The sequence below is a fragment of the Amycolatopsis sp. WAC 04197 genome, from assembly GCF_003947475.1.
In the GTDB taxonomy this organism is placed as follows: domain Bacteria; phylum Actinomycetota; class Actinomycetes; order Mycobacteriales; family Pseudonocardiaceae; genus Amycolatopsis; species Amycolatopsis japonica.
Genome location: NZ_QHJK01000016.1, coordinates 177,527 through 198,293, shown reverse-complemented (window position 1 = coordinate 198,293; position 20,767 = coordinate 177,527). Strand labels below are relative to the sequence as shown.

The window sequence follows — 20,767 nt, the reverse complement described above, 5'->3', positions numbered from 1 at the left end:
GCCCGCCTGGGTGCGTTCCGGTGGCAAGATGTCACGGACCGCGCGCATGGCGTTCGATGGGGTTAGGGGAGCGGACCAGGTGGAGGACCACAAGATCGTCCAGCGGAACATAGCGCTGCAGAAGGAGTGGTACGGGGAACCGCTCGGCGATCGCGTGCGGAGACTGGTCGTCGCCTTCGACATCTCCCAGGCCTTCCTCGCCGAGGTCCTCGGCATCAGCGCCCCCATGCTCAGCCAGGTGATGAGCGGCCGTCGCGCGAAGATCGGGAACCCGGTCGTCCTCGCCAAGATGATCATGCTGGAGCGCAAGGTGCTCGTCCCCGCGGTCGCCGCGGGCGACCGCAAGGCCATGCAGGAGGCGCTGGAAGACGTCCGCGATTCGCGGCCGACGGTGGGCCGGGACAGCATCCCGGTCGGCGCCGTCGCCGACGACCAGGGCGTCCTCGCCGCCCTGCGGGACATCGGCGAGGACGAAGACCTCACCGAGGCCGCGAAGCTGCTCGACGAAGATTTCCCGTCGCTGGCGGATCTGCTGCGCCGGGCGGCCAAGAACGGCTCGTGACCCTCTTCAGCGCGCTGATCCCGCCGGACGGCGTCCTCGACCGGGTCGCCGCCGCGGTGGGCACTCCCGGAGGCGACGGTTTCCGCTGGTCGCCGCGCGAGGACTGGCACGTCACCCTCGGTTTCTACGGCTCGGACGACCCGGCGGAACGAGGCGACTGGCTCGCCGGACGGCTGGCGGACGCGGGCCCGCTCGACCTCCGGCTGGAAAAGGCCGCGACATTCCCCGGGGTCCTGTGGTTGAGTGTGTCCGGAACCGGGCTCCACGAGCTGGCCCTGCGGGCCGGCGCGGAGAGTGAGGGCAGGCCGTACGTGGCCCACCTGACGCTGGCCCGCTTCCCCCGCGACCGGCCGGACGCCGCGAGCGCGTGGGAGGAGCGGCTGGCCGGGTTCACCAGTGAGACTTGGACGGCGACCGAGGCCGTTCTGATGAGCAGTGACCGTGAGCAGGGCGTCTCGCGCTACCGGGTGATCCGGTCGTACGCGTTGAACCACGCCCGCGACTGAAGCCGCTGATCACGAGGCTGGTAACCTCGATGATTGGGTCCGGCTGCAGTCCGTGGCGGCCGTGACCGTCTCACCCGGCGTGAAGCATCGTCCGGGCCGCACGGCACAGAGTATCTAGGAGCACCACTGTGGCTTTGTCCACCGAAGAGAAGAAGTCGATCCTTGCCGAGTACGGCGTGCACGACTCGGACACCGGATCCCCGGAGGCCCAGGTCGCGCTGCTGACCAAGCGCATCGTCGGCCTCACCGAGCACCTCAAGGCTCACAAGCACGACCACCACTCCCGTCGCGGGCTTCTGCTGCTGGTCGGCCGCCGCCGCCGGCTGCTGAACTACGTGATGAAGGTGGACATCGAGCGTTACCGTGCGCTGATCCAGCGTCTCGGCCTGCGCCGATAGCTTGAACCCGAGGGGGAGTGACCACTGCGGTCGCTCCCCCTCGGTCCAAGTACAGCAACACGCGGCGCGAGCGCGCACGAGGAACCGTCCGCCGGTCCTCGGTAGTGGTTCCCGGGCAACGGCCCGGGGGCTTCGATCGAAGACCGGCCTCACTCCTCGAGCGTCCGCAGGCGAAACAGGTCCCAGGGTGGGAGACTCGCGCCGTTACAGAGGATCAAAAGAGGAGATACACCCTATGACCGACTCCACCGGAGTCACCGTGCACGAAACCGAAGCCGTCATCGACAACGGCCGTTTCGGCACCCGCACCGTTCGCTTCGAGACCGGCCGCCTGGCCCGTCAGGCCGCCGGCGCCGTCGTCGCGTACCTCGACGAAGAGACCATGCTGCTCTCGGCGACCACCGCGTCGAAGCACCCGAAGGACCACTTCGACTTCTTCCCGCTGACCGTGGACGTCGAGGAGCGGATGTACGCCGCCGGACGCATCCCCGGCGCGTTCTTCCGTCGCGAGGGCCGCCCGTCGACCGACGCGATCCTGACCTGCCGCCTGATCGACCGGCCGCTGCGCCCGTCGTTCGCCGACGGTCTCCGCAACGAGATCCAGGTCGTCATCACCGTCCAGAGCCTCAACCCGGAAGACCCGTACGACGTCCTCGCGATCAACGCGGCCTCGGCGTCGACGCAGATCGCCGGCCTGCCGTTCTCGGGCCCGGTCGGCGGCGTCCGCGTCGCGCTGATCGAGGGCCAGTGGGTCGCGTTCCCGACCTGGAAGCAGCTGGAAGAGGCCACCTTCAACATGGTGGTCGCCGGCCGCATCGTCGGTGACGACGTCGCCATCATGATGGTCGAGGCCGAGGGCACCGAGCAGACCCTCGACCTGATCGCCGCCGGTGGCAAGGCGCCGGACGAGGTCGCCGTCGCCGAGGGCCTCGAGGCCGCGAAGCCGTTCATCAAGGTGCTGTGCGAGGCCCAGCAGCAGCTGGCCGAGCTGGCCGCCAAGCCGACCGGTGAGTTCCCGGTCTTCCTCGCCTACGAGCAGGACGCGTACGACGCCGTCGCCGCCATCGCGACCGACGACCTCGCGAACGCCCTGACCATCGCGGGCAAGCAGGACCGCGACAACGCGACCGACCAGGTCAAGGCCGCGGTGCTGGAGAAGATCGGCCTGGGCGAGGGCGAAGCCTTCCAGGGCCGTGAGAAGGAGATCGGCGCGGCGTTCAAGGCCCTGTCGAAGAAGATCATGCGCAAGCGCGTCCTCACGGACAAGATCCGCATGGACGGCCGCGGCCTGACCGACATCCGCTCGCTCGCCGCCGAGGTCGCCGTGATCCCGCGGGCGCACGGTTCCGCGCTGTTCGAGCGCGGTGAGACCCAGATCCTGGGCGTCACCACGCTGAACATGCTCCGCATGGAGCAGCAGATCGACTCGCTCTCCCCGGAGACCACGAAGCGGTACCTGCACCACTACAACTTCCCGCCGTTCTCCACCGGCGAGACCGGCCGCGTCGGTTCGCCGAAGCGGCGCGAGATCGGCCACGGCATGCTCGCCGAGCGCGCCCTCGTGCCGGTCCTGCCGAAGCGGGACGAGTTCCCGTACGCGATCCGCCAGGTCTCCGAGGCGCTGGGCTCCAACGGTTCCACCTCGATGGGCTCGGTCTGCGCCTCGACCATGGCGCTGCTGAACGCGGGTGTCCCGCTGAAGGCGCCGGTCGCCGGCATCGCCATGGGCCTCATCTCCGACGAGGTCGACGGCGAGACCCGCTACGTCGCGCTGACCGACATCCTGGGCGCCGAAGACGCCATGGGCGACATGGACTTCAAGGTCGCCGGCACCAAGGACATCATCACCGCGCTGCAGCTCGACACGAAGCTCGACGGCATCCCGTCGGAGGTCCTCGCGGCCGCGCTGAAGCAGGCGAAGGACGCTCGCCTCACCATCCTGGAGGTCATCGCCGAGGCGATCGACGGCCCGGACGAGATGAGCCCGTACGCGCCGCGCGTCACCAGCGTGAAGATCCCGGTGGACAAGATCGGCGAGGTCATCGGCCCGAAGGGCAAGATGATCAACTCGATCACCGAGGAGACCGGCGCCGACATCTCCATCGAGGACGACGGCACGATCTACGTGGGCGCGGCCGACGGCCCGTCGGCGGAGGCGGCGATCGACAAGATCAACGCCATCGCCAACCCGCAGCTGCCCAAGGTCGGCGAGCGCTTCCTCGGCACCGTGGTGAAGACGGCCGCGTTCGGCGCGTTCGTCTCGCTGCTGCCGGGCAAGGACGGCCTGGTGCACATCTCGAAGCTGGGCAACGGCAAGCGGATCGCCAAGGTCGAGGACGTGGTCAACGTGGGCGACAAGCTCCGCGTCGAGATCGCCGACATCGACAACCGCGGCAAGATCAGCCTGATCGTGGTCAAGGACGAGGAAGCCGCCGAGAAGCCCGCCGAGGGTGACAAGGCCGAGGCCCCGAAGGCCGACGCGTAGTAGTCCTGGCTGGACCGATGTGAAACGTCAGGAAAGGGTCGTTCAGGACATTTTTCGTCCTGAACGACCCTTTCCTGACATGTGAGTAAGGAATCCGTTGGCTCGTCAGGTTCCCGGGCACGAACAGCCCGTCGGCAGCACCCGCACGCTGGAGTCCACTTCGGACGGCGCGGTGGTCAAGCGCAGTGTGCTGGCCGGTGGCCTCCGGGTCATCACCGAACACGTCCCCGCGTCCCGTTCGGCGACGGTCGGGTTGTGGGTCGGCGTCGGCTCGCGCGACGAGCCGTCGTCGGTCGAGGGCGCGGCGCACTACCTCGAACACCTGCTGTTCAAGGGCACCACGAACCGGGACGCCACCCAGATCGCCGAAGAGATCGACGCGGTCGGCGGGGAGTTCAACGCGTTCACCGCGAAGGAGCACACCTGCTACTACGCGCAGGTGCTCGACGAGGACCTGCCGCTCGCGATGGACCTCGTCACCGACGTCGTGTTCGAGGCGCTGTGCACGGACAAGGACGTCGAGACCGAGCGCAGTGTCGTGCTCGAAGAGATCTCGATGCGCGACGACGACCCCGAAGACCTGCTGCACGAGACGTTCGTCGGCGCGATCCTGGGCAATCACGCGCTCGGCCGTCCGGTGCTCGGCAGCGAGAAGTCCATCATCGAGATGTCCGCTTCGGCGCTGCGCGGGTTCTACCGGCGCCGCTACACGCTACCGCGGATGGTGCTCGCGGTCGCCGGGAACATCGAGCACGGCCAGGTGCTTCGCCTGGTGCGCAAGGCTTTGCGGAACCGGCTGACCGGAACGGCGACCCCCGTGCCGCCGCGGGGCGGACGGGCGCGGATCGCGATGGCGCCGAAACTCGCGCTGCACACCGACGACACCGAGCAGGCGCACGTGATGCTCGGCCTGCGTTCGCTGTCGCGGCACGACGACCGGCGGTTCGCGCAGTCGGTGCTCAACGCCGCGCTCGGCGGCGGGATGAGCTCGCGTCTGTTCCAGGAGGTCCGCGAGAAGCGCGGCCTGGCGTACCAGGTGTATTCGTCCGTCGCGAGCTACGCCGACGCCGGGCACATGGCCGTGTACGCCGGTTGCCAGCCGGAGAAGCTCGGCGAGGTCGCCGGCGTGATCCGCGAGGTGCTCGAACTCGTCGGCAAGGACGGGCTGAGCGAAGCCGAGGTCGCGCGGGCGAAGGGACAGTTGCGGGGCGGGCTCGTGCTCGGCCTGGAAGACACCTCGTCGCGCATGTCGCGGATCGGCAAGAACGAACTGAACTACGGCCGCTATCTCGGCGTCGACGACACGGTGGCGCGGATCGACGCCGTCACCACCGAAGAGGTCTGTGCGCTCGCTCGCACTCTGCTCGCCCGCCCTGGTGGCGTCTCGGCGGCGGCGGTGGTCGGGCCGTACGCTCACGCCGACGACCTTCCGGACGATCTGCACGAGGTGATCGCATCATGACCGCTGGGATTCGCGTCGGCGTGCTGGGCGCACGCGGCCGGATGGGCCAGGAAGTGGTGAACGCCGTCAACGGCGCCGACGACATGGAGCTCGTCGCCGCGCTCGACGCAGGTGACGACTTCGCGGCGCTCAAGCAGGCACAGGTCGTCGTCGACTTCACCCACCCCGAAGCGGTGATGGACAACCTCGAGTTCCTGACCGGCAACGGGATCCACGCCGTGGTCGGCACCACCGGGTTCAGCGAGGAGCGGCTGGAGAAGCTGCGCTCGTGGCTCGCGGCCGACCCGTCGCTCGGCGTGCTCATCGCGCCGAACTTCGCGCTCGGCGCGGTACTGGCGATGCGGTTCGCCCAGCAGGCGGCGCGGTTCTACAACTCGGCCGAGGTCATCGAACTGCACCACAACCGCAAGGCCGACGCGCCCTCCGGCACCGCCGCGCACACCGCGCGGCTGATCGGCGAAGCCCGCGCGGAAGCCGGTCTCACTCCCGGTGAAGACGCGACGACGTCCGAAGTGGACGGTGCCCGCGGCGCGCTCGTCGACGACGTCCGCGTGCACTCGGTCCGGCTCCCCGGGCTGGTGGCGCACGAGGAGATCCTGTTCGGCGGCGAGGGGGAGACCCTGACCATCCGGCACGATTCGCTGCACCGCACGTCGTTCATGCCGGGCGTGCTGCTCGGCGTGCGCTCGGTGCTCACCCGGCCCGGCCTCACGGTCGGTCTCGAGAACATCCTCGACCTGTGAGGGCCCGCAACTTCGCGCTGGTGATGACGGCGGCGCTCGCCGTCTACGTCGTCCTGCTGGCGGGCCGGGCCATCGCGTTGCTGCGCACCGGCGAGACGGTGCCGGTGATCTTCGGCATCGGCGTCCTGCTGCTGCCGGTGCTCGGGATCTGGATCATCGTCACCACCTGGCGTTCCGGCGTCCAGATCCAGCGGCTCTCGCGGCGGCTGGACGAGGAAGGCGGCCTTCCCGACGTCTCCGATCTGCCGCGGCGGCCTTCGGGCCGGGTGGACCGCGACGCCGCGGACGCCTGGTTCGACGAACGCCGCGCCGAGGTCGAGGCGGATCAGGAGAACTGGCGCGTCTGGTACCGGCTGGCGTACGCGTACGAGATCGCCGGGGACCGGAAACGGGCCCGCGCGACCATGCGGCGCGCTGTGGAACTCGAAGCCGCTTCCCGCACTTAGAGGACTAAATGCGGGAGTGGACGTTCACGCATCCAGAGGACTAAATGCGTGAGGTCAGTAGTGGAACCAGCCCGCGAACAGGGCGGGTGAGGCGGCCAGCAGGCTGAACCGCAGCCAGCGGCCCACGAAACCGGTGGCCAGGAAGGTCGCCAGCGGCATCCGCACCAGGCCCGCGAGCACACTCGTGGCCATGTACGGCGGCAGGCCGACGACCGAACTCACCCCGTACGTGCCCGCCATCCAATGCGGATGCCGATGGCACCGCTCGCGCAAGGCGTCGAGCCGGGCGCGCATCTTCTTGGTGCGCTCCCGCCACCGTTCCCGGCGCGGGGTCGGTGGCCGCTCGCGGTGCAGGCGGTCGTGCAGCGGTTTCGGCAGCTTGATCGTGCCCTTCGCGGCGAGGTAGTAGAGCGTCTTCCCGCCCACCTGACCGGCCGCGACGATGGCGCCGAGCAGCAGCCACGGCAGCGTCGGCTGGCTCGCGCACAGGCCGATGAGGAACATCTCGACGCTGACCACGGGGAGGATCGCGGAGCCGAAGGCGACGCCGAACGACAGGAGCAACCAGCCCACCATCGTTGCCTCCCCGTTATCTTCGTCCTCTCCAAGTTATCAGCTGAAAACCTGGACGCACTGGGGCCAGCCCCCGTTCCCGGCCTCGGGGCCGCACCAGAAGATCACCTGTTCGTCGGCTCGCGGCCACCTGCCGCTGCCATGCTGGAGCCGTGGCCGACGTGCACGACGCGGTCCGCGGCAAGGGTTTCGCGGATCGCTTCGCCGACTTCTGCGCGGCCGTGGTGCGGCGCCTCCCCTTCGGGCTTTCCCGGCTGGTGGCGCCGAGTTTCCTCGGTTTCGCGCTCATCAACGGGTTCACCTTCGGGGTCGACCTGCTCCTGCTGACCTTGCTCCGCGGCTGGCTCGGCCTGCCCGTGTGGCTGGCGATCACGCTCGCCTACGCGACGGCGTTCGGGCTGAGCTTCGTCTTGAACCGCAGCATGAACTTCCGCTCGCACGCGCCCGTCGGCAGGCAGGCGGTGCTGTACGTCATCGCGATCGTCATCAACTACGTGGCGTTCCTGCTCGGCGTCGGCGCGGGACTGGCCGCGCTGGGCGTCGACTACCGCTTGTCCCGGCTCATCGCCGGGGCGTGCGAAGGCGTGTTCATGTACTCGGTGATGCGCTGGGTCGTGTTCGCGAAGTCAGGGAGTGAGCTCGAGGTCGAGCCCGCCGGTGAGGCGGACTTCGCGCACGTTCGTGCTTCCGGTGTCGAGAATGCGGACGGTCCCGTCGGGCGACCAGCCCGCGCGGCGGAAGAAGCCCAGTGACGCGTGATCGGTCTGGGCGACCCAGCTGATCCCGCGGGTGGCGCCGTCTTCGCGCAACCAGGCGGACGCGTTCGCCAGCAGCCGTCCCGCGTGCCCTCGCCGTCCCCAGCGCGGCTCGACCAGCAGCGAGGCGATGAGCGCCGTCGTCGAAGCGTCGTCGGGCAGCGATCCGTCGGCCGTGGCGACCTCGCTCACCGGGGCGCGGCCTACGACGCAGAAGCCGACGGTGAACTCGCCTTCGGTGGCGAGGAAGACACGCGTGCCCGGGTACTCGATCGTCTCGGTCCAGGTCTTTTCGAGTTCCTCGATGTCGAGCCCCGCGACAGCCGCTTCGCCGAGCAGCTCCGTGTAGGCGCTTCGCCAGGTATCGCGCTGGATGCGGGCGATCTCGGGGGCGTCGGACACGACTGCTGGGCGGACTTCGGCGGCGGCCATGCTGCGCAGGTTATCGGTGTCGCCGGAAACTGTCGGTGGTGGATGGCAGCATGCGCACGATGAGCACTACGACCATCAGCGGTCCGGTCGCGCGCCGGATCGCCCTGGCCGCACAAGGGTTCGCCGACGCGCGTCCCGGTGGAGCGGTGACGAGGAGGCATCTGCAGCGCGTGCTGTCGCGGATCCAGTTGCTGCAACTGGATTCGGTGAACGTCGCGGTCCGCGCGCACTACATGCCGTTGTTCTCCCGGCTCGGCGCGTACGAGCCCACGCTGGTGGACGACGCGGCCTGGTCCCACTCCGCGCGCAAGCCCCGGATGCTGGTCGAGTCCTGGGCGCACGAGGCGAGTCTGCTGCCGGTGGCGGACTGGCCGCTGTTGCGGTCCGGGGCGAAGCGCATGGGCTGGTGGACGAACTACGCGCGGGTGCTGGACCAGACGCCGCAGCTGGTGGACGACATCCTGACCGTGATCAAGGAACAGGGACCGATCGGCGCGGGCGGTATCGAGCGGGCGCTGGAGGGTAAGGGGAGCAGCACGAAACCCGGCTCGTGGTGGGAGCGGTCCGAGGTCAAGAAGGCCTGCGAGTGGCTCTTCGGCATGGGGCAGCTGACCACCGGCACGCGCCGGTCGTTCGAGCGGCTGTACGACCTGACCGAACGCGTCGTCCCGCCGGAGATCCTGTCGCGGACCGTGAGCCCGGAGGAAGGCGCCCGCGAACTGATCACCCGCGCGGCCGTCGCGCTGGGCATCGGCACCGAACCGGATCTGCGGGACTACTACCGGCTCGGCCCCGATGTCAGCAAGCGGGCGGTGTCGGAGCTGGTCGAGGCGGGGGTTCTGGAACCGGTGACCGTGGACGGCTGGCCCGCCCCGGCGTACCGGCACGTCGCGGCGAAAGCGCCGCGGTCGGTCACCGGCCGGGCGCTGCTGTCGCCCTTCGACCCGCTGATCTGGGAACGCGCCCGCACCGAGCGCATCTTCGACTTCTTCTACCGCATCGAGATCTACGTGCCCGAGCCGAAGCGGATCTACGGGTACTACGTGTTCCCGTTCCTGCTCGACGGCGAACTCGTCGGCCGGGTCGACCTCAAATGCGATCGCGCCGCCGGGGTGCTTCGCGTCCAGGGCGCCTTCGCCGAGCCCGGGGTGGACGTCGCGCGGGTCGCCAGTGAGCTGGCGGGCGAACTGCGGCTGATGGCGGAATGGCAGGGGCTGGACGGGGTCGCGGTGGGGGAGCGGGGCGATCTCGCTCCGGTGCTCTCACGCCTCGTGCGCTGAACTTCGCGAACGCTATGAAAGGTCCTTTCCTTGCAAAATTTGCAAGGAAAGGACCTTTCATAGCGTCGGCGCTTCTCGCCGATTCGTTAGTGGAGGGCAGCGCGCCCTCAGGCATGATGGCCCGATGCGGCCGGTCCTGTTCCTCGACGTCGACGGCCCGCTGAACCCGTTCGCCGCCAAGCCCAAACCGCCGGGGTTCGTCGAGCACAAGTTCCGGATCCGGGGCTGGAGCAGGCGGCGTCCACTGCGGATGTGGCTCAACCCAGGCCACGGGACGGCGCTGCTCGACGCGGCCGGGAACGCGGAGCTGGTCTGGGCGACCACCTGGGGGCACCAGGCGAACACCATGGTGGGCCCGGCCATCGGCCTGCCCACGCTTCCCGCCGTGGACTGTGCGAACGTCGACAGCGGCTGGAAGTTCGACGCCGTCGCCCGCTACGCCGGGCCGCGCCCTCTCGTCTGGCTCGATGACGATTTCGACCTGTATCCCGCTGCCAGGGACGCGTTCCTTTCCCGGCGGGACGGGACGGTCACGCACCTGCTGCGGGTCGATCCGCGCACGGGTATCACCGATGTCCATCTGGCGGCCGTTCGCGAGCACCTGAAATGAGCAAGGGACCTTTGCTCCCACCCCCGTGGAAAAGTGCGAGCAAAGGTCCCTCGATCCCCCTGCAGACCGCGGCTCAGCCGGCCGCGCTGGTCACCACCGCGTCACCCGTGCCGGTGCGCGCCCGCACCTTCAGCGAGACCTCCGAAGGCGCGCTCTCCGCGACCTCCAGTTCGCTCGACACCGATCCGGTCGTCGACGAGAGGTCGATCTCCGCCTGGACACCGCCGCGGATCCCGACGCGGACCTCACCCGATCCGGTGGTCAGTTCCAGCGTCCCGGAAGCGGCGTCCGCCACCGAGAGGGATCCGCTGCCGGTGCGCGCCAGGACCTCGCCCGCGACCTCGCCGAGCCAGACGTCACCCGTGCCGGTCGCGACCGTGGCCGAACCGCTCACCGACGCCGCCTCGACGGAGCCGCTGCCGGTGCGCAGCTGGAGACCGGACAGGGTCGGCCCGAGTTTGATGTCGCCGGTGCCGGTGCGGACGATCGCCGAACCGTTGGCCCGTTCGAGCGCGATCTTGCCCGCGCCGGTCATGAGGTCGGCCCGTCCGGCGGAGCCGGTGACCGTCACGTCGGCCGCCCCGGCCCGCACCTCCAGATGCGAACCGGCGGGCGCCCGCACGGTCACGGCGAGCGGGACGTTCTTCAGCTGCCAGGCCTTCGGCGCCTGGACGACCAGCCGGTTGCCGACCTTCTCGATCCGCGTCTGCGCCACGGCGTCACCCACGGCGCCCGCCGACCCCACCGGTGAACCGCCGAGCTGGTCGCCGAAACGTTCCCCGACCCAGCTGAGCAGGCTCGTCATGCCGTCCACCCACGGCTGCTGTTCGCCGCCGTCCCGGCGGACCTCGGTGTGGACCCCGTTCCCGTCGGTCAGTTCGATGGTCACCCGGCCGATGGCCACGCTCACGTCGACCTCGATCGGGCCCTCGGCCTCGAAGTCCTCGACGCGCACGGTCTCTTCACCGGCGGGAATGCTTTCCTCGGTCATGTCCGTCCCCCTCAGCCCTGGACCCAGCCGTGCAGGTGCGAACCGGCACCGCCGCCAGGCTTCTGCTTGTGCTGCCAGTGCTCGCTCCCGCTCTTGCCCAGCGCGCCCTGGACGGCCTGCGAGACGAACGTGTTCAGCGAAACGCCCTGCGAGGCGGCCGCGGCTTCGGCCTGGCCCTTGACCTGCTCGAACAGGCGCAAGGTGATGCGGGTGATGTCGCCCGTGTCCACCTTGGGCGCGCGCGGGGTCTCCCGCGGCGCCTCGGAGCGGGGCGCGGACTGCTCGGCGCCCTCCGCGGAGCCGGAGCCGGTGACGACGACGCGCACATCGCGGCCGTCGAGCCGGACGTCGACGACGTGCCCCGGCAGCGCCGAAGTCACTTCGGCGGCGAGGTCGGCGAGGGCGTTCATGATGGTCAGTCGGGCGGCCGGCTCCAGCGCCGACGACAGCAGCGCGGCAGCGCGCCGCGTCTGCTCGTCGCCGGCCGAAGCCGTGTTCGCGAGGTCCTCGCGAAGGCTCGTGATGTACGGCGTCAGATCCATGACACCACTATGACGTCACTGTGATGTCACGTCAAGGAGACCTGACGTCACCGTGATGTCGCCCCGGCGTCAAAGACGCTTGCGGTTACGCTGCCCGGAGTCGTGGAGCAGGGGTCGAAAAGGAGTGCGAACGTGGCCGAGACCGTGTCACCCAAGGTTCAACTGATCGCGAAGACGGAGTTCTTCCCGCCGTCCGACGTACCGTGGTCGACCGATGCCGACGGTGGTGAGGCGCTGGCCGAATTCGCGGGCCGGGCCTGCTACCAGTCCTGGAAGAAGCCGAACCCGAAGACGGCCACCAACGCCGGCTACCTCGAGCACATCATCGACGTCGGCCACCTGTCGGTGCTGGAGCACGGCTCCGTCAGCTTCTACATCACCGGCATCTCCCGGTCGCTGACGCACGAGCTGATCCGCCACCGCCACTTCTCCTACTCGCAGCTCTCGCAGCGCTACGTGCCGGAGCGCGACGCCGCGTTCGTCGAGCCCGACGTCATCGCCCAGGACCCGGAGCTGCACGCGAAGTTCCTCGCCGCCTCGCAGGCCGCCGTCGACGCCTACACCGAACTGCTCGCCGGGCTGGAGGAGAAGTTCGCCGACGTGCCGAGCGCCACCCTGCGCCGCAAGCAGGCCCGCCAGGCCGCCCGCGCCGTGCTGCCGAACGCGACCGAGACCCGCATCGTGGTCACCGGCAACTACCGTGCCTGGCGGCACTTCATCGCGATGCGTGCCACCGAGCACGCCGACGTCGAGATCCGCGCCCTGGCCATCGACTGCCTGCGCGAGCTGCAGAAGGCCTCCGGCAACGTCTTCGCGGACTTCACCATCTCCGCGCTGCCCGACGGCACCGAGGTCGCGTCCAGCCCGAAGGTTCTCGAGGGCTGATGCGACGCCTCGCGATCGACGTCCGGCCCGGCGAGTACGCGGTCGCCCGCCTCGCCCCGGACGCGCCGGTTCCGGCGAACCTGCTCGACCCCGGCGAGCCCGTGCTGATCTCCCTCACGCGGACGCCGGAGGAGCTGTCGGTGATCTGCCCGGCCGGTCTCGCGCCGGCCGGGGCCACCGTCGAGGACGGCTGGCGGCTGCTCTCGGTCCGCGGACCGCTCGCGTTCACGCTGACCGGCATCATCGCGGCGTTGTCGAGCGAGCTCGCCGCCGCCGGCGTGGCGCTGTTCTCGATGTCCACATTCGACACCGACCACGTGCTGGTCCGGGCCGCCGAACTGGAGCGCGCGGTGAAGGCGCTCCGGGAGGCCGGGCACGAGGTCACGGTCTGATCCATCAGCCGGGCGAAGGAACCTTTCGGGACGCGAACGGGTCCGAGTTAGCATCCTGCGCGAACCGAAGGAGCACCGAACCTTGACCGACGAACAGACCCGTCCGTACGGGCCGCCCCAGCAGACGCAGCAGGCCACCGGCGCGCGGATCGTCGCCGGCCGATACGCCCTGCTGGGCGAGCTCGGCCGCGGCGGGATGGGCATCGTCTGGCGTGCGCAGGACCAGGTGATCGGCCGCCAGGTGGCGATCAAGGAACTGAAGTTCCCCAACGCCCCCGAGGACGCCTCGGTGCTGTCGGAGCGGATGCTGCGCGAGGTCCGCTCCGGCGGCCGCCTCAACGATCCGGCCGTCGTCACCGTGTACGACGTCGTCACCGAGAACGGCGCCACCTACATCGTGATGGAGCTGGTCGAGGCGCCGACGCTGGCCGACCTGGTACGCGACCGCGGTCCGCTGCCCGCGCAGCAGGTCGCACTGGTGGGGGAACGGGTGCTGTCCGCGCTGCGGGCCGCGCACGCCGCCGGGATCGTGCACCGCGACGTCAAACCCGCGAACATCATGGTCGCGCCGGACGGCCGGGTGAAGCTCACCGACTTCGGTATCGCGCACGCCGCCGACGACCCGCGCCTGACCACCAGCGGCATGATCGTCGGCTCGCCCGCGTTCATGGCGCCGGAACGGGTCGAGGGCCGCGACGCGATGCCGGAATCCGATCTCTGGTCGCTGGGCACGACGCTGTTCTTCGCCGCGGAAGGCATCGTCGCGTTCGAACGGTCGACCACCGCGGCGACCCTGCACGCGATCATGACCGAGGCGCCGTACCTGACCCGGGTCCAGGGCCCGCTGGCCGCCGCGATCCTCGGCCTGCTGGTCACCAAACCCGAAGCGCGGATGTCGTACGACCAGGTGCGCAGCCTGCTCGCGGCCGCGCAGGGCGTGCAGGCCCAGCCCACGCCGCCCTCGGGCGGCACGGCGATGATGCCGCAGTCCGGCCAGCCGATGACCCGGCTCGCCCCGGCGCCCGAGGCGAAGCGCAACCTGCGCCCGTTGTGGCTCAGCCTCGCCGCGGTGGCCGTGATCGGCGCGCTGGTCGGCGGGATCTTCCTCGGCCGCTGGATGGCCGCGCCCGAGGGGAGTTCGCAGGCACAGCCGACGCTGACCTACGGCATCAACGGCCAGGTCAAGCTCGGTTCGTCCGGGGACTGCTACAACGTGCCGCTCAGAGAGGGCATCAACCTGAACGACGGGGTCAGCTGCGACAAGGACCACCTGCTGGAGATCTTCTCCAAACGGGCCCTGCTCGAAGTCGAGTCCCCCAGCGACGACGACGCGAAGATCGCCGAATACCCGGGCGCGGAAACGGTCAACCGGATCGCCGAGGCGACCTGCTCGGCGACGTTCAACTCGAACGTCGTGCCCGCGGCGCAGCGGGCGTCGCTGACCTGGCGGGCGCTCGTCCCGACCGAAGCCGAGTGGAAGCGGCCGCCCGGCGAAGAAGACCACACCTACTCGCGGGGCTACTACTGCCTGCTCGCCAAGACCGACGGGAGCCAGATCCCCTCGCAGATCACGACCAAGGTCAAATAGCTCACAGAGAGTTTGCGCCGAGTTCGCCTTCGTCGCGGAAAATCTCCCGCATTCGACGGGAACGACCACGTCGGCAAGGGTTCGGCGCTCGCAGGAGGTACCTTCACAGCATGTCCACTCCACCTACCGCAGCGCCGGGAAGACCGTTCGGGCGCGTGCTCACCGCGATGGCCACCCCCTTCGACGCCGACGGGGCGCTGGACCTGAAGCGGGCGCAGGAGCTGGCCGAACACCTCGTGGAACTGGGCAACGACGGTCTCGTCGTGAACGGCACGACGGGGGAGAGCCCCACCACCACCGACGCCGAGAAGGCCGAGCTGGTCCGCGCCGTCGTCGAAGCCGTCGGTGACCGCGCGACGATCGTCGCCGGGGCGGGCACGAACAACACCGCCCACAGCATCGAGCAGGCGAAGCAGGCCGAAGCGGCGGGCGCCCACGGCATCCTCGTCGTCACGCCGTACTACTCGCGGCCCAGCCAGGCCGGGCTCTACGCGCACTTCACCACGGTCGCCGACGCCTCCGGCCTGCCGGTGATGCTCTACGACATCCCGCCGCGCTCGATCGTGCCCATCGAGGTCGACACGCTGCTGCGGCTCGCCGAGCATCCGCGCATCCTCGCGGTCAAGGACGCCAAGGGCGACCTGATCGCCGGCTCCGAGGTCATCGCGAACTCGCAGCTCGCCTACTACTCCGGTGACGACGGCCTCAACCTGCCGTGGGTCTCGGTCGGCGGCGCGGGTGTGGTCAGCGTGATCGGGCACGTCGTGGCGGGCCGCATCCGCGGCATGATGGACGCCTACGAGTCCGGCGACACCTCCACCGCGCGCACCAACCACCGCGGCATGCTGCCGGTGCTGCGGGCGATGTCCCGCGTCGGCGGGGTCGCGTTCTCGAAGGCGGCCCTGAAGCTGCGCGGTTTCGACATCGGCGACCCGCGGCTGCCCATCGTGGCCGCGAGCGACGAGCAGCTCCAGGCGATTTCCGCCGATCTCGCCCAGGGGGGCGTGCCGCTCGGCGAAAGCGCCGCCAGTGACTGGCATGGTGCACGAGTGGCACAAGCAGATTCAGCGGCGGCCTACACGGCGCCGACCTCACATACCAGCGTAGGGACCATGCCTCGGTGAGTTCATTGCCAACCGGACCCGGACCGACCACCCCACCGCCCGCGCTGCCCGAAGGCGCCTTGCGCGTGGTCGCGCTCGGCGGGATCGGCGAAGTCGGCCGCAACATGACCGTCTTCGAATTCGACGGCCGTCTGCTGATCGTCGACTGCGGGGTGCTCTTCCCCGAGGACGACCAGCCCGGCGTCGACCTGATCCTGCCCGACTTCCGCGCGATCGAAGACCGCCTCGAGGACATCGACGGTCTCGTCCTCACCCACGGGCACGAGGACCACATCGGCGCGGTTCCGTTCCTGCTGCGGCTCGTGCCGGACCTGAAGATCTACGGTTCCCGGTTCACGAACGCGCTGCTCGCGGCCAAGGCCAAGGAACACCGCCAGCGGCCGAACCTGATCGAGGTCCGCGAGGGCGAGCGTCGCAAGGTCGGCCGGTTCGACCTCGAGTTCTTCGCGGTCAACCACTCGATCCCGGACGCGCTCGCGGTGGCCATCCGCACCCCCGCGGGGGTCGTGCTGCACACCGGCGACATCAAGCTCGACCAGCTCCCGCTCGACGGCAGGCTGACCGACCTCGCCGGGTTCTCCCGGCTCGGCGACGAGGGCGTGGACCTGTTCTGCGTCGACTCGACCAACGCCGAGGTGCCCGGTTTCGTCATGCCGGAACGCGACATCGGCCCGGTGCTCGACGACGTCGTCCGCAAGGTCGGCCAGCGCGTCATCGTGGCCTGTTTCGCGAGCCACGTGCACCGGGTCCAGCAGGTGCTCGACGCGGCCGTGCGGCACGGGCGCCGGGTCGCGTTCGTCGGCCGGTCGATGGTCCGGAACATGGGTATCGCGGCCGATCTCGGTCTGCTGAACGTGCCCGACGGTCTGCTGGTCAACCTCGACCAGGCCAGTGACCTGCCCGAGGGCAAGGTGCTGTTCGTGTCGACCGGTTCGCAGGGCGAGCCGCTGTCGGCGCTGTCGCGGATGGCGCGCGGCGAACACCGGCAGATCTCGATCCGCGCCGGCGACACCGTCGTCCTGGCCAGCTCGATGATCCCGGGCAACGAGACCGCGGTCTTCGGGGTCGTCAACGGCCTCACCCGGCTCGGCGCGAACGTCGTGCACCAGGGCAACGCCAAGGTGCACGTGTCCGGGCACGCGTCGGCGGGCGAGCTGCTGTACCTGTACAACGCGGTGCGGCCCAGCAACGTCATGCCGGTGCACGGCGAGTGGAAACACCTGCGCGCCAACGGGGAACTGGCCGTGCGCACCGGTGTCGCGCCGGAGAACGTGGTCATCGCCGAGGACGGTGTCGTGGTCGACCTCGTCGACGGCAAGGCCACCCGGACCGGCCGGGTCGAGGTCGGGCACGTGTACGTCGACGGCCTCTCGGTCGGCGACGTCGGCGAGTCGACCCTGTCCGACCGGCTCGTGCTCGGCGAGGGCGGGTTCATCGCCATCACCGTCGCCGTGGACACCAGCACCGGCCGCGCGGTGACGCGGCCGACGGTGTCCGGACGCGGGTTCTCCGACGACCCGAAGGCGCTCGACGCCGTGGTCCCGATGGTGGAGATGGAACTCGCCAGGACCGAGGCCGAGGGCATCACCGACACGCACCGCATCGCGCAGGCCGTGCGCCGCGTCGTCGGCCGCTGGGTCGCCGACACCTACCGGCGCCGCCCGATGATCGTGCCGACGGTCATCCCCGTCTAGTCCCGAACGCGCGTGAAGGCCCCCTTCCCTCGGCTGAGCAGAGGAAAGGGGGCCTTCACGCGCGAGTGGCGGCCGCGAGCAGCAGCGCGAAGGCGACCGTGATCGCCTGGCCGAAGAGGGCGTTGCGCGCTTTGCGCTGTTCCGCACGGGTGGGCCGGTTCATCACGAATTCCCCCGGTTTCGAGTGTTTTCCTTACCGGGCAAGTGTTTCGCGAGCCGCGCGGGGGCACCTCCCGCCTCGGTGGGGTTTCTCTACGCCGAAAGTCGTAGCCTTCCCCTAGGGGTGCTCTCGGCGTACCCTCGGACGCTCCTCGAGCCCCATGCCGGGAGAGCCGATGGGACGCCACGCCACCAGCCGGACCCGAAGACGGATACTGCTCCCGCTGCTGGCGATCGCGCTGGCGGCCGTGCTCGGCGCGGCCACCTGGGTCGCCGTGGCCATGGCGCGGTCCGAACCCGACTGCGAGACCACGCGGGTGGTCGTCGCCGCGTCGCCCGACATCGCCCCCGCCGTCGCGGAGGCGGCGGGCGCCCTCGCTCTCGCGTGTGTCGCGTTCGACGTCCAGCCCCGGGAATCCCTCCAGCTGGCGCAGGAACTCTCCGGGACCGCGCCCAAGCCCCAGGCCTGGATCCCGTCGTCGACGCTGTTCCTGAGGCAGGCCACCGGTGTTCCGCCGTCGGGGCCGTCGATCGCCAGTTCCCCGGTGGTGCTCGCGGTCGCGGAACCGGTCGCGCGGGCGCTCGGCTGGCCCCGCGAGCCGCTGACGTGGCCGGAAGTGCTGGGCCACGCCGGGATCGTCGCCGGGATGCCGGATCCGGCACGCGATCCCGTCGGGGTCTCGGCGCTGCTGGCACTCCGCGAAGTCACGAAGGACGCCCCGGATCCGTCCGCCGCGTACGTCGCGTCGCTCCGCAAGTTCGCCGCCACCACTTCGGGTGCGACGGTGTTCCCCGCTCCGGAGAACGCGGTGCTACGGCACAATTCCGTGCTTTCCGAAGGCGAGACCGCGCTGGTGGCCGCGTACTCGCCCGCGGCCATGGCGCTCGACTATCCGTTCGTCGAGATCCCGGGGGCGACCCGGCGGCAGGTCGAAGCCGTCGCGGAGCTCAAGCGTGCCCTGCTCTACGGCGCCGCGACCGGCACGCGGTCCGAACTGCGTGCTCCGGGCGGGCAAGCGTTGCGGCTGACCGAAACCGATCGACGCGTCGAGGCACATGGGCAGCGCAGTGCCGAGATCCCGGCGGCCGCCGAAGTCGGCAAGGCGCTCAGCCAGTGGGCCGGCGTGAACGCGAGCGCCCGGGTCCAGGTGCTGATCGACGTCTCCGGCTCGATGAGCGCGCCGGTACCGGGAACCAGGAAGTCCCGCCTGGCGATCACCCTGGAAGCGGCGGAGAACGCCCTGCACTTGTTCAAATCCACTTCACAGGTTCGTTTTCTAGCCTTCGCGACCAAAGTGGACGGTGAGCGGGACTACCGGGAGATCCTGCCGTTGGCCCCGGTCGGGCAGCAGCTGGCGGCTGTCGACCGGTTGCGCGCCGTCCGCGCCGTACCGGACGGGCAGACCGGGCTCTACGACAGCGTCCTCGACGTCTACCGGCTGGCGCACAAGGAATTCGAGCGGGGGAAGCTGAACCTCGTCATCGTGATGACCGACGGCCGCAATACCGATCCCGGCGGCATCAGCCGCGAGAACCTGGTGGCGGAACTGGGAAAGCTGCGCGACCGGGAGCGCCCGGTGCCGGTGATCGCCATCGGGATCGGCCCGGACGCCGACGAGACCGAACTCCGGCAGCTCGTCGCGCCCGCCGGTGGACAGGCCTTCCTCAGCCGTGATCCCGCGAAGATCGAAGAGGTGTTTTACGGGGCTCTCGGCCGGATCGCCGGCGCTGGATGAAGTACACGCCGAGGATCACCGCCAGGCTGATCAGGCTGAGGTAGAGCTGGGCCCGCGTGTCGTCGTCCACGAACAACATCGACGCGACCACGGCCAGCGTCCCGGCGAGGGTGAGCCAGCTCAACCCCGGGTAGCCCCACATGCGGAGTTTCAGCCGTTCCGGCGCTTCGGCCTCCAGGCGGCGCCGCATCCGCAGCTGCGAGCCCGCGATGATCGCGTAGACGAACAACGCGACCGCGCCGGCGGAGTTGATGATGAAGTAGAAGATCTTGTCCGGGGACACGAAGTTCATCACCACGGCCACGTAACCGACCGAAGTGGACACCAGGATCGCCTTCCACGGGACACCGCGCCGGTTCGTGTCCGCGATCCATTTCGGCGCCCAGCCGTTGCCGCGCAACGCGAACAACATGCGGGAAGCGGTGTACAGCCCCGAATTCAGCACCGACAGCACTGCCGTCAGCACCACCGCGCTGACCACGGTCTCGGCGGCGGGGATGCCGAACCGGCCGAACGCGGCGGCGAACGGGCTGGTCGTGGTCGGGATGTCACGCCAGCCGGTGATCATCACCAGCAGGGTCACGGAGCCGACGTAGAACACGATGACCCGCCACACGATCGACGAGGTCGCCTTGCGCACGGCGGCCTCGGGTTCCCGCGATTCGGCGGCGGCGATGGTGACGATCTCCGCGCCGAAGTAGGAGAAGATCACGATCACCACCCCGTGCACCACCGAGAACGGGCCGTTGGCGAGGAAACCGTCCTGCGCGATGTTGCCGACGGAGAACGAACCGCCGGGCCAGGCCCCGAGCACGAACAGGATGCCCACCACGAGGAACACCACGATCGTGGCGATCTTGACCGACGCGAGCCAGAACTCCGTCTCCCCGAACGAACGGGCGGAGGCGAGGTTGGTCGCGGTCAGCAGCAGCATCAGCACCAGCGAGAAGATCCATTGCGGCACAACGGGAATCCAGGCCTGGAGGATCTTCGCCCCGGCGACGGCCTCGAACGCGACCACGCCGACCCAGAAGTACCAGTACAGCCAGCCGACGGTGAAGCCCGCCCAGCCGCCGAGCGACGTCCGCGCGTACTCCATGAAGGACCCTTGCGACGGCGAGGCGGTCGCCATCTCGCCGAGCATCCGCATCACCAGCACGACGATCAGGCCGCCGATGGCGTAGGAGAGGACGGCCGCCGGGCCGACGGTGTGGATGACCGCGCCGCTGCCGATGAACAGGCTCGCGCCGATGATGCCGCCGAGGGCGATCATCCGTACGTGGCGTTGCCGCAGGTCCGGGCGCAGTCCCGGCCGTTCGCGCGTGGTTTCGGGGTCCATGTCGCGGTTACCTCCTGTCGGAGCGGCGGCGGATCGCGGGATTGTCGCACCGTGGGCCGGAGAGG

The 20,767-nt window shown here is 69.8% G+C and carries 20 protein-coding genes and 1 pseudogene; 16 read left to right on the top strand and 5 right to left on the bottom strand.

What is annotated here, in order from left to right; translation table 11 throughout:
- Positions 1-79: 79 nt before the first annotated feature.
- The 7 genes from DMC64_RS41025 (at position 80) to DMC64_RS40995 (ending at position 6,602) form a co-directional block, all read left to right on the top strand.
- Positions 80-562: a helix-turn-helix transcriptional regulator gene (locus DMC64_RS41025; protein ID WP_037343083.1), complete on the top strand. Its 483-nt coding sequence runs from the start codon at positions 80-82 to the stop codon at positions 560-562.
- Complete coding sequence (gene thpR, locus DMC64_RS41020) at positions 559-1,068, top strand: RNA 2',3'-cyclic phosphodiesterase (RefSeq protein WP_125737895.1); 510 nt, start codon at positions 559-561, stop codon at positions 1,066-1,068. Before DMC64_RS41025 ends, thpR begins: the two co-directional genes overlap by 4 nt.
- 128 nt (positions 1,069-1,196) lie before the next feature.
- Positions 1,197-1,466: a 30S ribosomal protein S15 gene (rpsO, locus tag DMC64_RS41015; protein WP_003084034.1), complete on the top strand. Its 270-nt coding sequence runs from the start codon at positions 1,197-1,199 to the stop codon at positions 1,464-1,466.
- A 235-nt stretch (positions 1,467-1,701) separates the two neighbouring features.
- Positions 1,702-3,951 carry a polyribonucleotide nucleotidyltransferase gene (locus tag DMC64_RS41010; RefSeq protein ID WP_125737894.1) on the top strand — a complete coding sequence of 750 codons (2,250 nt, stop codon included), beginning with the start codon at positions 1,702-1,704 and terminating at the stop codon, positions 3,949-3,951.
- Between the two features lie 97 nt (positions 3,952-4,048).
- Positions 4,049-5,413 (top strand): pitrilysin family protein, encoded by a 1,365-nt coding sequence (locus tag DMC64_RS41005; protein WP_037343087.1) that lies wholly within the window; start codon positions 4,049-4,051, stop codon positions 5,411-5,413.
- The gene (gene dapB, locus DMC64_RS41000) at positions 5,410-6,156 is read left to right on the top strand and encodes a 4-hydroxy-tetrahydrodipicolinate reductase (RefSeq protein ID WP_125737893.1); all 747 of its coding nucleotides are present in this window, start codon (positions 5,410-5,412) and stop codon (positions 6,154-6,156) included. The genes DMC64_RS41005 and dapB overlap by 4 nt, the downstream gene beginning before the upstream one ends.
- Positions 6,153-6,602: a tetratricopeptide repeat protein gene (locus tag DMC64_RS40995; protein WP_037343089.1), complete on the top strand. Its 450-nt coding sequence runs from the start codon at positions 6,153-6,155 to the stop codon at positions 6,600-6,602. Before dapB ends, DMC64_RS40995 begins: the two co-directional genes overlap by 4 nt.
- Positions 6,603-6,656: 54 nt before the next feature.
- Here DMC64_RS40995 and DMC64_RS40990 read toward each other — a convergent pair whose 3' ends face one another.
- Positions 6,657-7,178: a YqaA family protein gene (locus DMC64_RS40990; protein WP_199755260.1), complete on the bottom strand. Its 522-nt coding sequence runs from the start codon at positions 7,176-7,178 to the stop codon at positions 6,657-6,659.
- Between the two features lie 149 nt (positions 7,179-7,327).
- Here DMC64_RS40990 and DMC64_RS43460 point away from each other — a divergent pair.
- A pseudogene (locus tag DMC64_RS43460) lies at positions 7,328-7,735 on the top strand (GtrA family protein); the annotation flags it as partial.
- Positions 7,736-7,801: 66 nt separating this feature from the next.
- Here the strand turns inward: DMC64_RS43460 and DMC64_RS40980 are convergent.
- Positions 7,802-8,362, bottom strand: a complete 561-nt coding sequence (locus tag DMC64_RS40980; RefSeq protein ID WP_083649967.1) for a GNAT family N-acetyltransferase — start codon at positions 8,360-8,362, stop codon at positions 7,802-7,804.
- 59 nt (positions 8,363-8,421) lie between these two features.
- Between DMC64_RS40980 and DMC64_RS40975 the strand changes: the two genes are divergently transcribed.
- Positions 8,422-9,642, top strand: a complete 1,221-nt coding sequence (locus tag DMC64_RS40975; protein ID WP_125737891.1) for a winged helix-turn-helix domain-containing protein — start codon at positions 8,422-8,424, stop codon at positions 9,640-9,642.
- A gap of 124 nt (positions 9,643-9,766) precedes the next feature.
- On the top strand, positions 9,767-10,252 hold the full coding sequence (locus tag DMC64_RS40970; protein WP_125737890.1) for an HAD domain-containing protein: 486 nt from the start codon (positions 9,767-9,769) through the stop codon (positions 10,250-10,252).
- A gap of 73 nt (positions 10,253-10,325) precedes the next feature.
- On the opposite strand, the gene DMC64_RS40965 is transcribed toward DMC64_RS40970, so the two are convergent.
- Both DMC64_RS40965 and DMC64_RS40960 read right to left on the bottom strand, forming a co-directional pair.
- Positions 10,326-11,243, bottom strand: coding sequence for a DUF4097 family beta strand repeat-containing protein (locus DMC64_RS40965; RefSeq protein ID WP_037343096.1), 918 nt, complete (start codon positions 11,241-11,243; stop codon positions 10,326-10,328).
- Positions 11,244-11,254: 11 nt separating this feature from the next.
- On the bottom strand, positions 11,255-11,785 hold the full coding sequence (locus DMC64_RS40960; protein ID WP_125737889.1) for a toxin-antitoxin system HicB family antitoxin: 531 nt from the start codon (positions 11,783-11,785) through the stop codon (positions 11,255-11,257).
- Between the two features lie 132 nt (positions 11,786-11,917).
- Here DMC64_RS40960 and thyX point away from each other — a divergent pair, with 132 nt between their 5' ends.
- The 6 genes from thyX (at position 11,918) to DMC64_RS40930 (ending at position 19,363) form a co-directional block, all read left to right on the top strand.
- Positions 11,918-12,670 (top strand): FAD-dependent thymidylate synthase, encoded by a 753-nt coding sequence (gene thyX / locus DMC64_RS40955; protein ID WP_005156312.1) that lies wholly within the window; start codon positions 11,918-11,920, stop codon positions 12,668-12,670.
- Entirely contained in the window at positions 12,670-13,062 is a 393-nt protein-coding gene (locus tag DMC64_RS40950) for an ACT domain-containing protein (RefSeq protein WP_016332627.1), read from the top strand. Before thyX ends, DMC64_RS40950 begins: the two co-directional genes overlap by 1 nt.
- Before the next feature lie 82 nt (positions 13,063-13,144).
- Positions 13,145-14,650 carry a serine/threonine-protein kinase gene (locus DMC64_RS40945; RefSeq protein WP_125737888.1) on the top strand — a complete coding sequence of 502 codons (1,506 nt, stop codon included), beginning with the start codon at positions 13,145-13,147 and terminating at the stop codon, positions 14,648-14,650.
- A gap of 110 nt (positions 14,651-14,760) precedes the next feature.
- Complete coding sequence (dapA, locus tag DMC64_RS40940; RefSeq protein WP_037343102.1) at positions 14,761-15,774, top strand: 4-hydroxy-tetrahydrodipicolinate synthase; 1,014 nt, start codon at positions 14,761-14,763, stop codon at positions 15,772-15,774.
- A complete protein-coding gene (locus DMC64_RS40935) occupies positions 15,771-17,468 on the top strand; it encodes a ribonuclease J (protein ID WP_037343103.1) in 1,698 nt (565 codons plus the stop codon). The genes dapA and DMC64_RS40935 overlap by 4 nt, the downstream gene beginning before the upstream one ends.
- Before the next feature lie 335 nt (positions 17,469-17,803).
- A complete protein-coding gene (locus tag DMC64_RS40930) occupies positions 17,804-19,363 on the top strand; it encodes a VWA domain-containing protein (RefSeq protein WP_125737887.1) in 1,560 nt (519 codons plus the stop codon).
- Here DMC64_RS40930 and DMC64_RS40925 read toward each other — a convergent pair.
- Positions 19,293-20,702 carry an amino acid permease gene (locus tag DMC64_RS40925; protein ID WP_125737886.1) on the bottom strand — a complete coding sequence of 470 codons (1,410 nt, stop codon included), beginning with the start codon at positions 20,700-20,702 and terminating at the stop codon, positions 19,293-19,295. The two genes, DMC64_RS40930 and DMC64_RS40925, sit on opposite strands and share 71 nt — an antisense overlap.
- Between the last annotated feature and the right edge of the window lie 65 nt (positions 20,703-20,767).

What these genes read in the sequence shown, in the direction of transcription:
- DMC64_RS41010 (WP_125737894.1), top strand. Translation starts at nt 1,702, where the DNA reads ATGACCGACTCCACCGGAGTCACCGTGCACGAAACCGAAGCCGTCATC.
- DMC64_RS40980 (WP_083649967.1), bottom strand. Translation starts at nt 8,362, where the DNA reads ATGGCCGCCGCCGAAGTCCGCCCAGCAGTCGTGTCCGACGCCCCCGAG.
- DMC64_RS40950 (WP_016332627.1), top strand. Translation starts at nt 12,670, where the DNA reads ATGCGACGCCTCGCGATCGACGTCCGGCCCGGCGAGTACGCGGTCGCC.
- dapB (WP_125737893.1), top strand. Translation starts at nt 5,410, where the DNA reads ATGACCGCTGGGATTCGCGTCGGCGTGCTGGGCGCACGCGGCCGGATG.
- DMC64_RS40975 (WP_125737891.1), top strand. Translation starts at nt 8,422, where the DNA reads ATGAGCACTACGACCATCAGCGGTCCGGTCGCGCGCCGGATCGCCCTG.
- DMC64_RS40960 (WP_125737889.1), bottom strand. Translation starts at nt 11,785, where the DNA reads ATGGATCTGACGCCGTACATCACGAGCCTTCGCGAGGACCTCGCGAAC.
- DMC64_RS40970 (WP_125737890.1), top strand. Translation starts at nt 9,767, where the DNA reads ATGCGGCCGGTCCTGTTCCTCGACGTCGACGGCCCGCTGAACCCGTTC.
- DMC64_RS40930 (WP_125737887.1), top strand. Translation starts at nt 17,804, where the DNA reads ATGGGACGCCACGCCACCAGCCGGACCCGAAGACGGATACTGCTCCCG.
- DMC64_RS40990 (WP_199755260.1), bottom strand. Translation starts at nt 7,178, where the DNA reads ATGGTGGGCTGGTTGCTCCTGTCGTTCGGCGTCGCCTTCGGCTCCGCG.
- DMC64_RS40925 (WP_125737886.1), bottom strand. Translation starts at nt 20,702, where the DNA reads ATGGACCCCGAAACCACGCGCGAACGGCCGGGACTGCGCCCGGACCTG.
- dapA (WP_037343102.1), top strand. Translation starts at nt 14,761, where the DNA reads ATGTCCACTCCACCTACCGCAGCGCCGGGAAGACCGTTCGGGCGCGTG.
- DMC64_RS40965 (WP_037343096.1), bottom strand. Translation starts at nt 11,243, where the DNA reads ATGACCGAGGAAAGCATTCCCGCCGGTGAAGAGACCGTGCGCGTCGAG.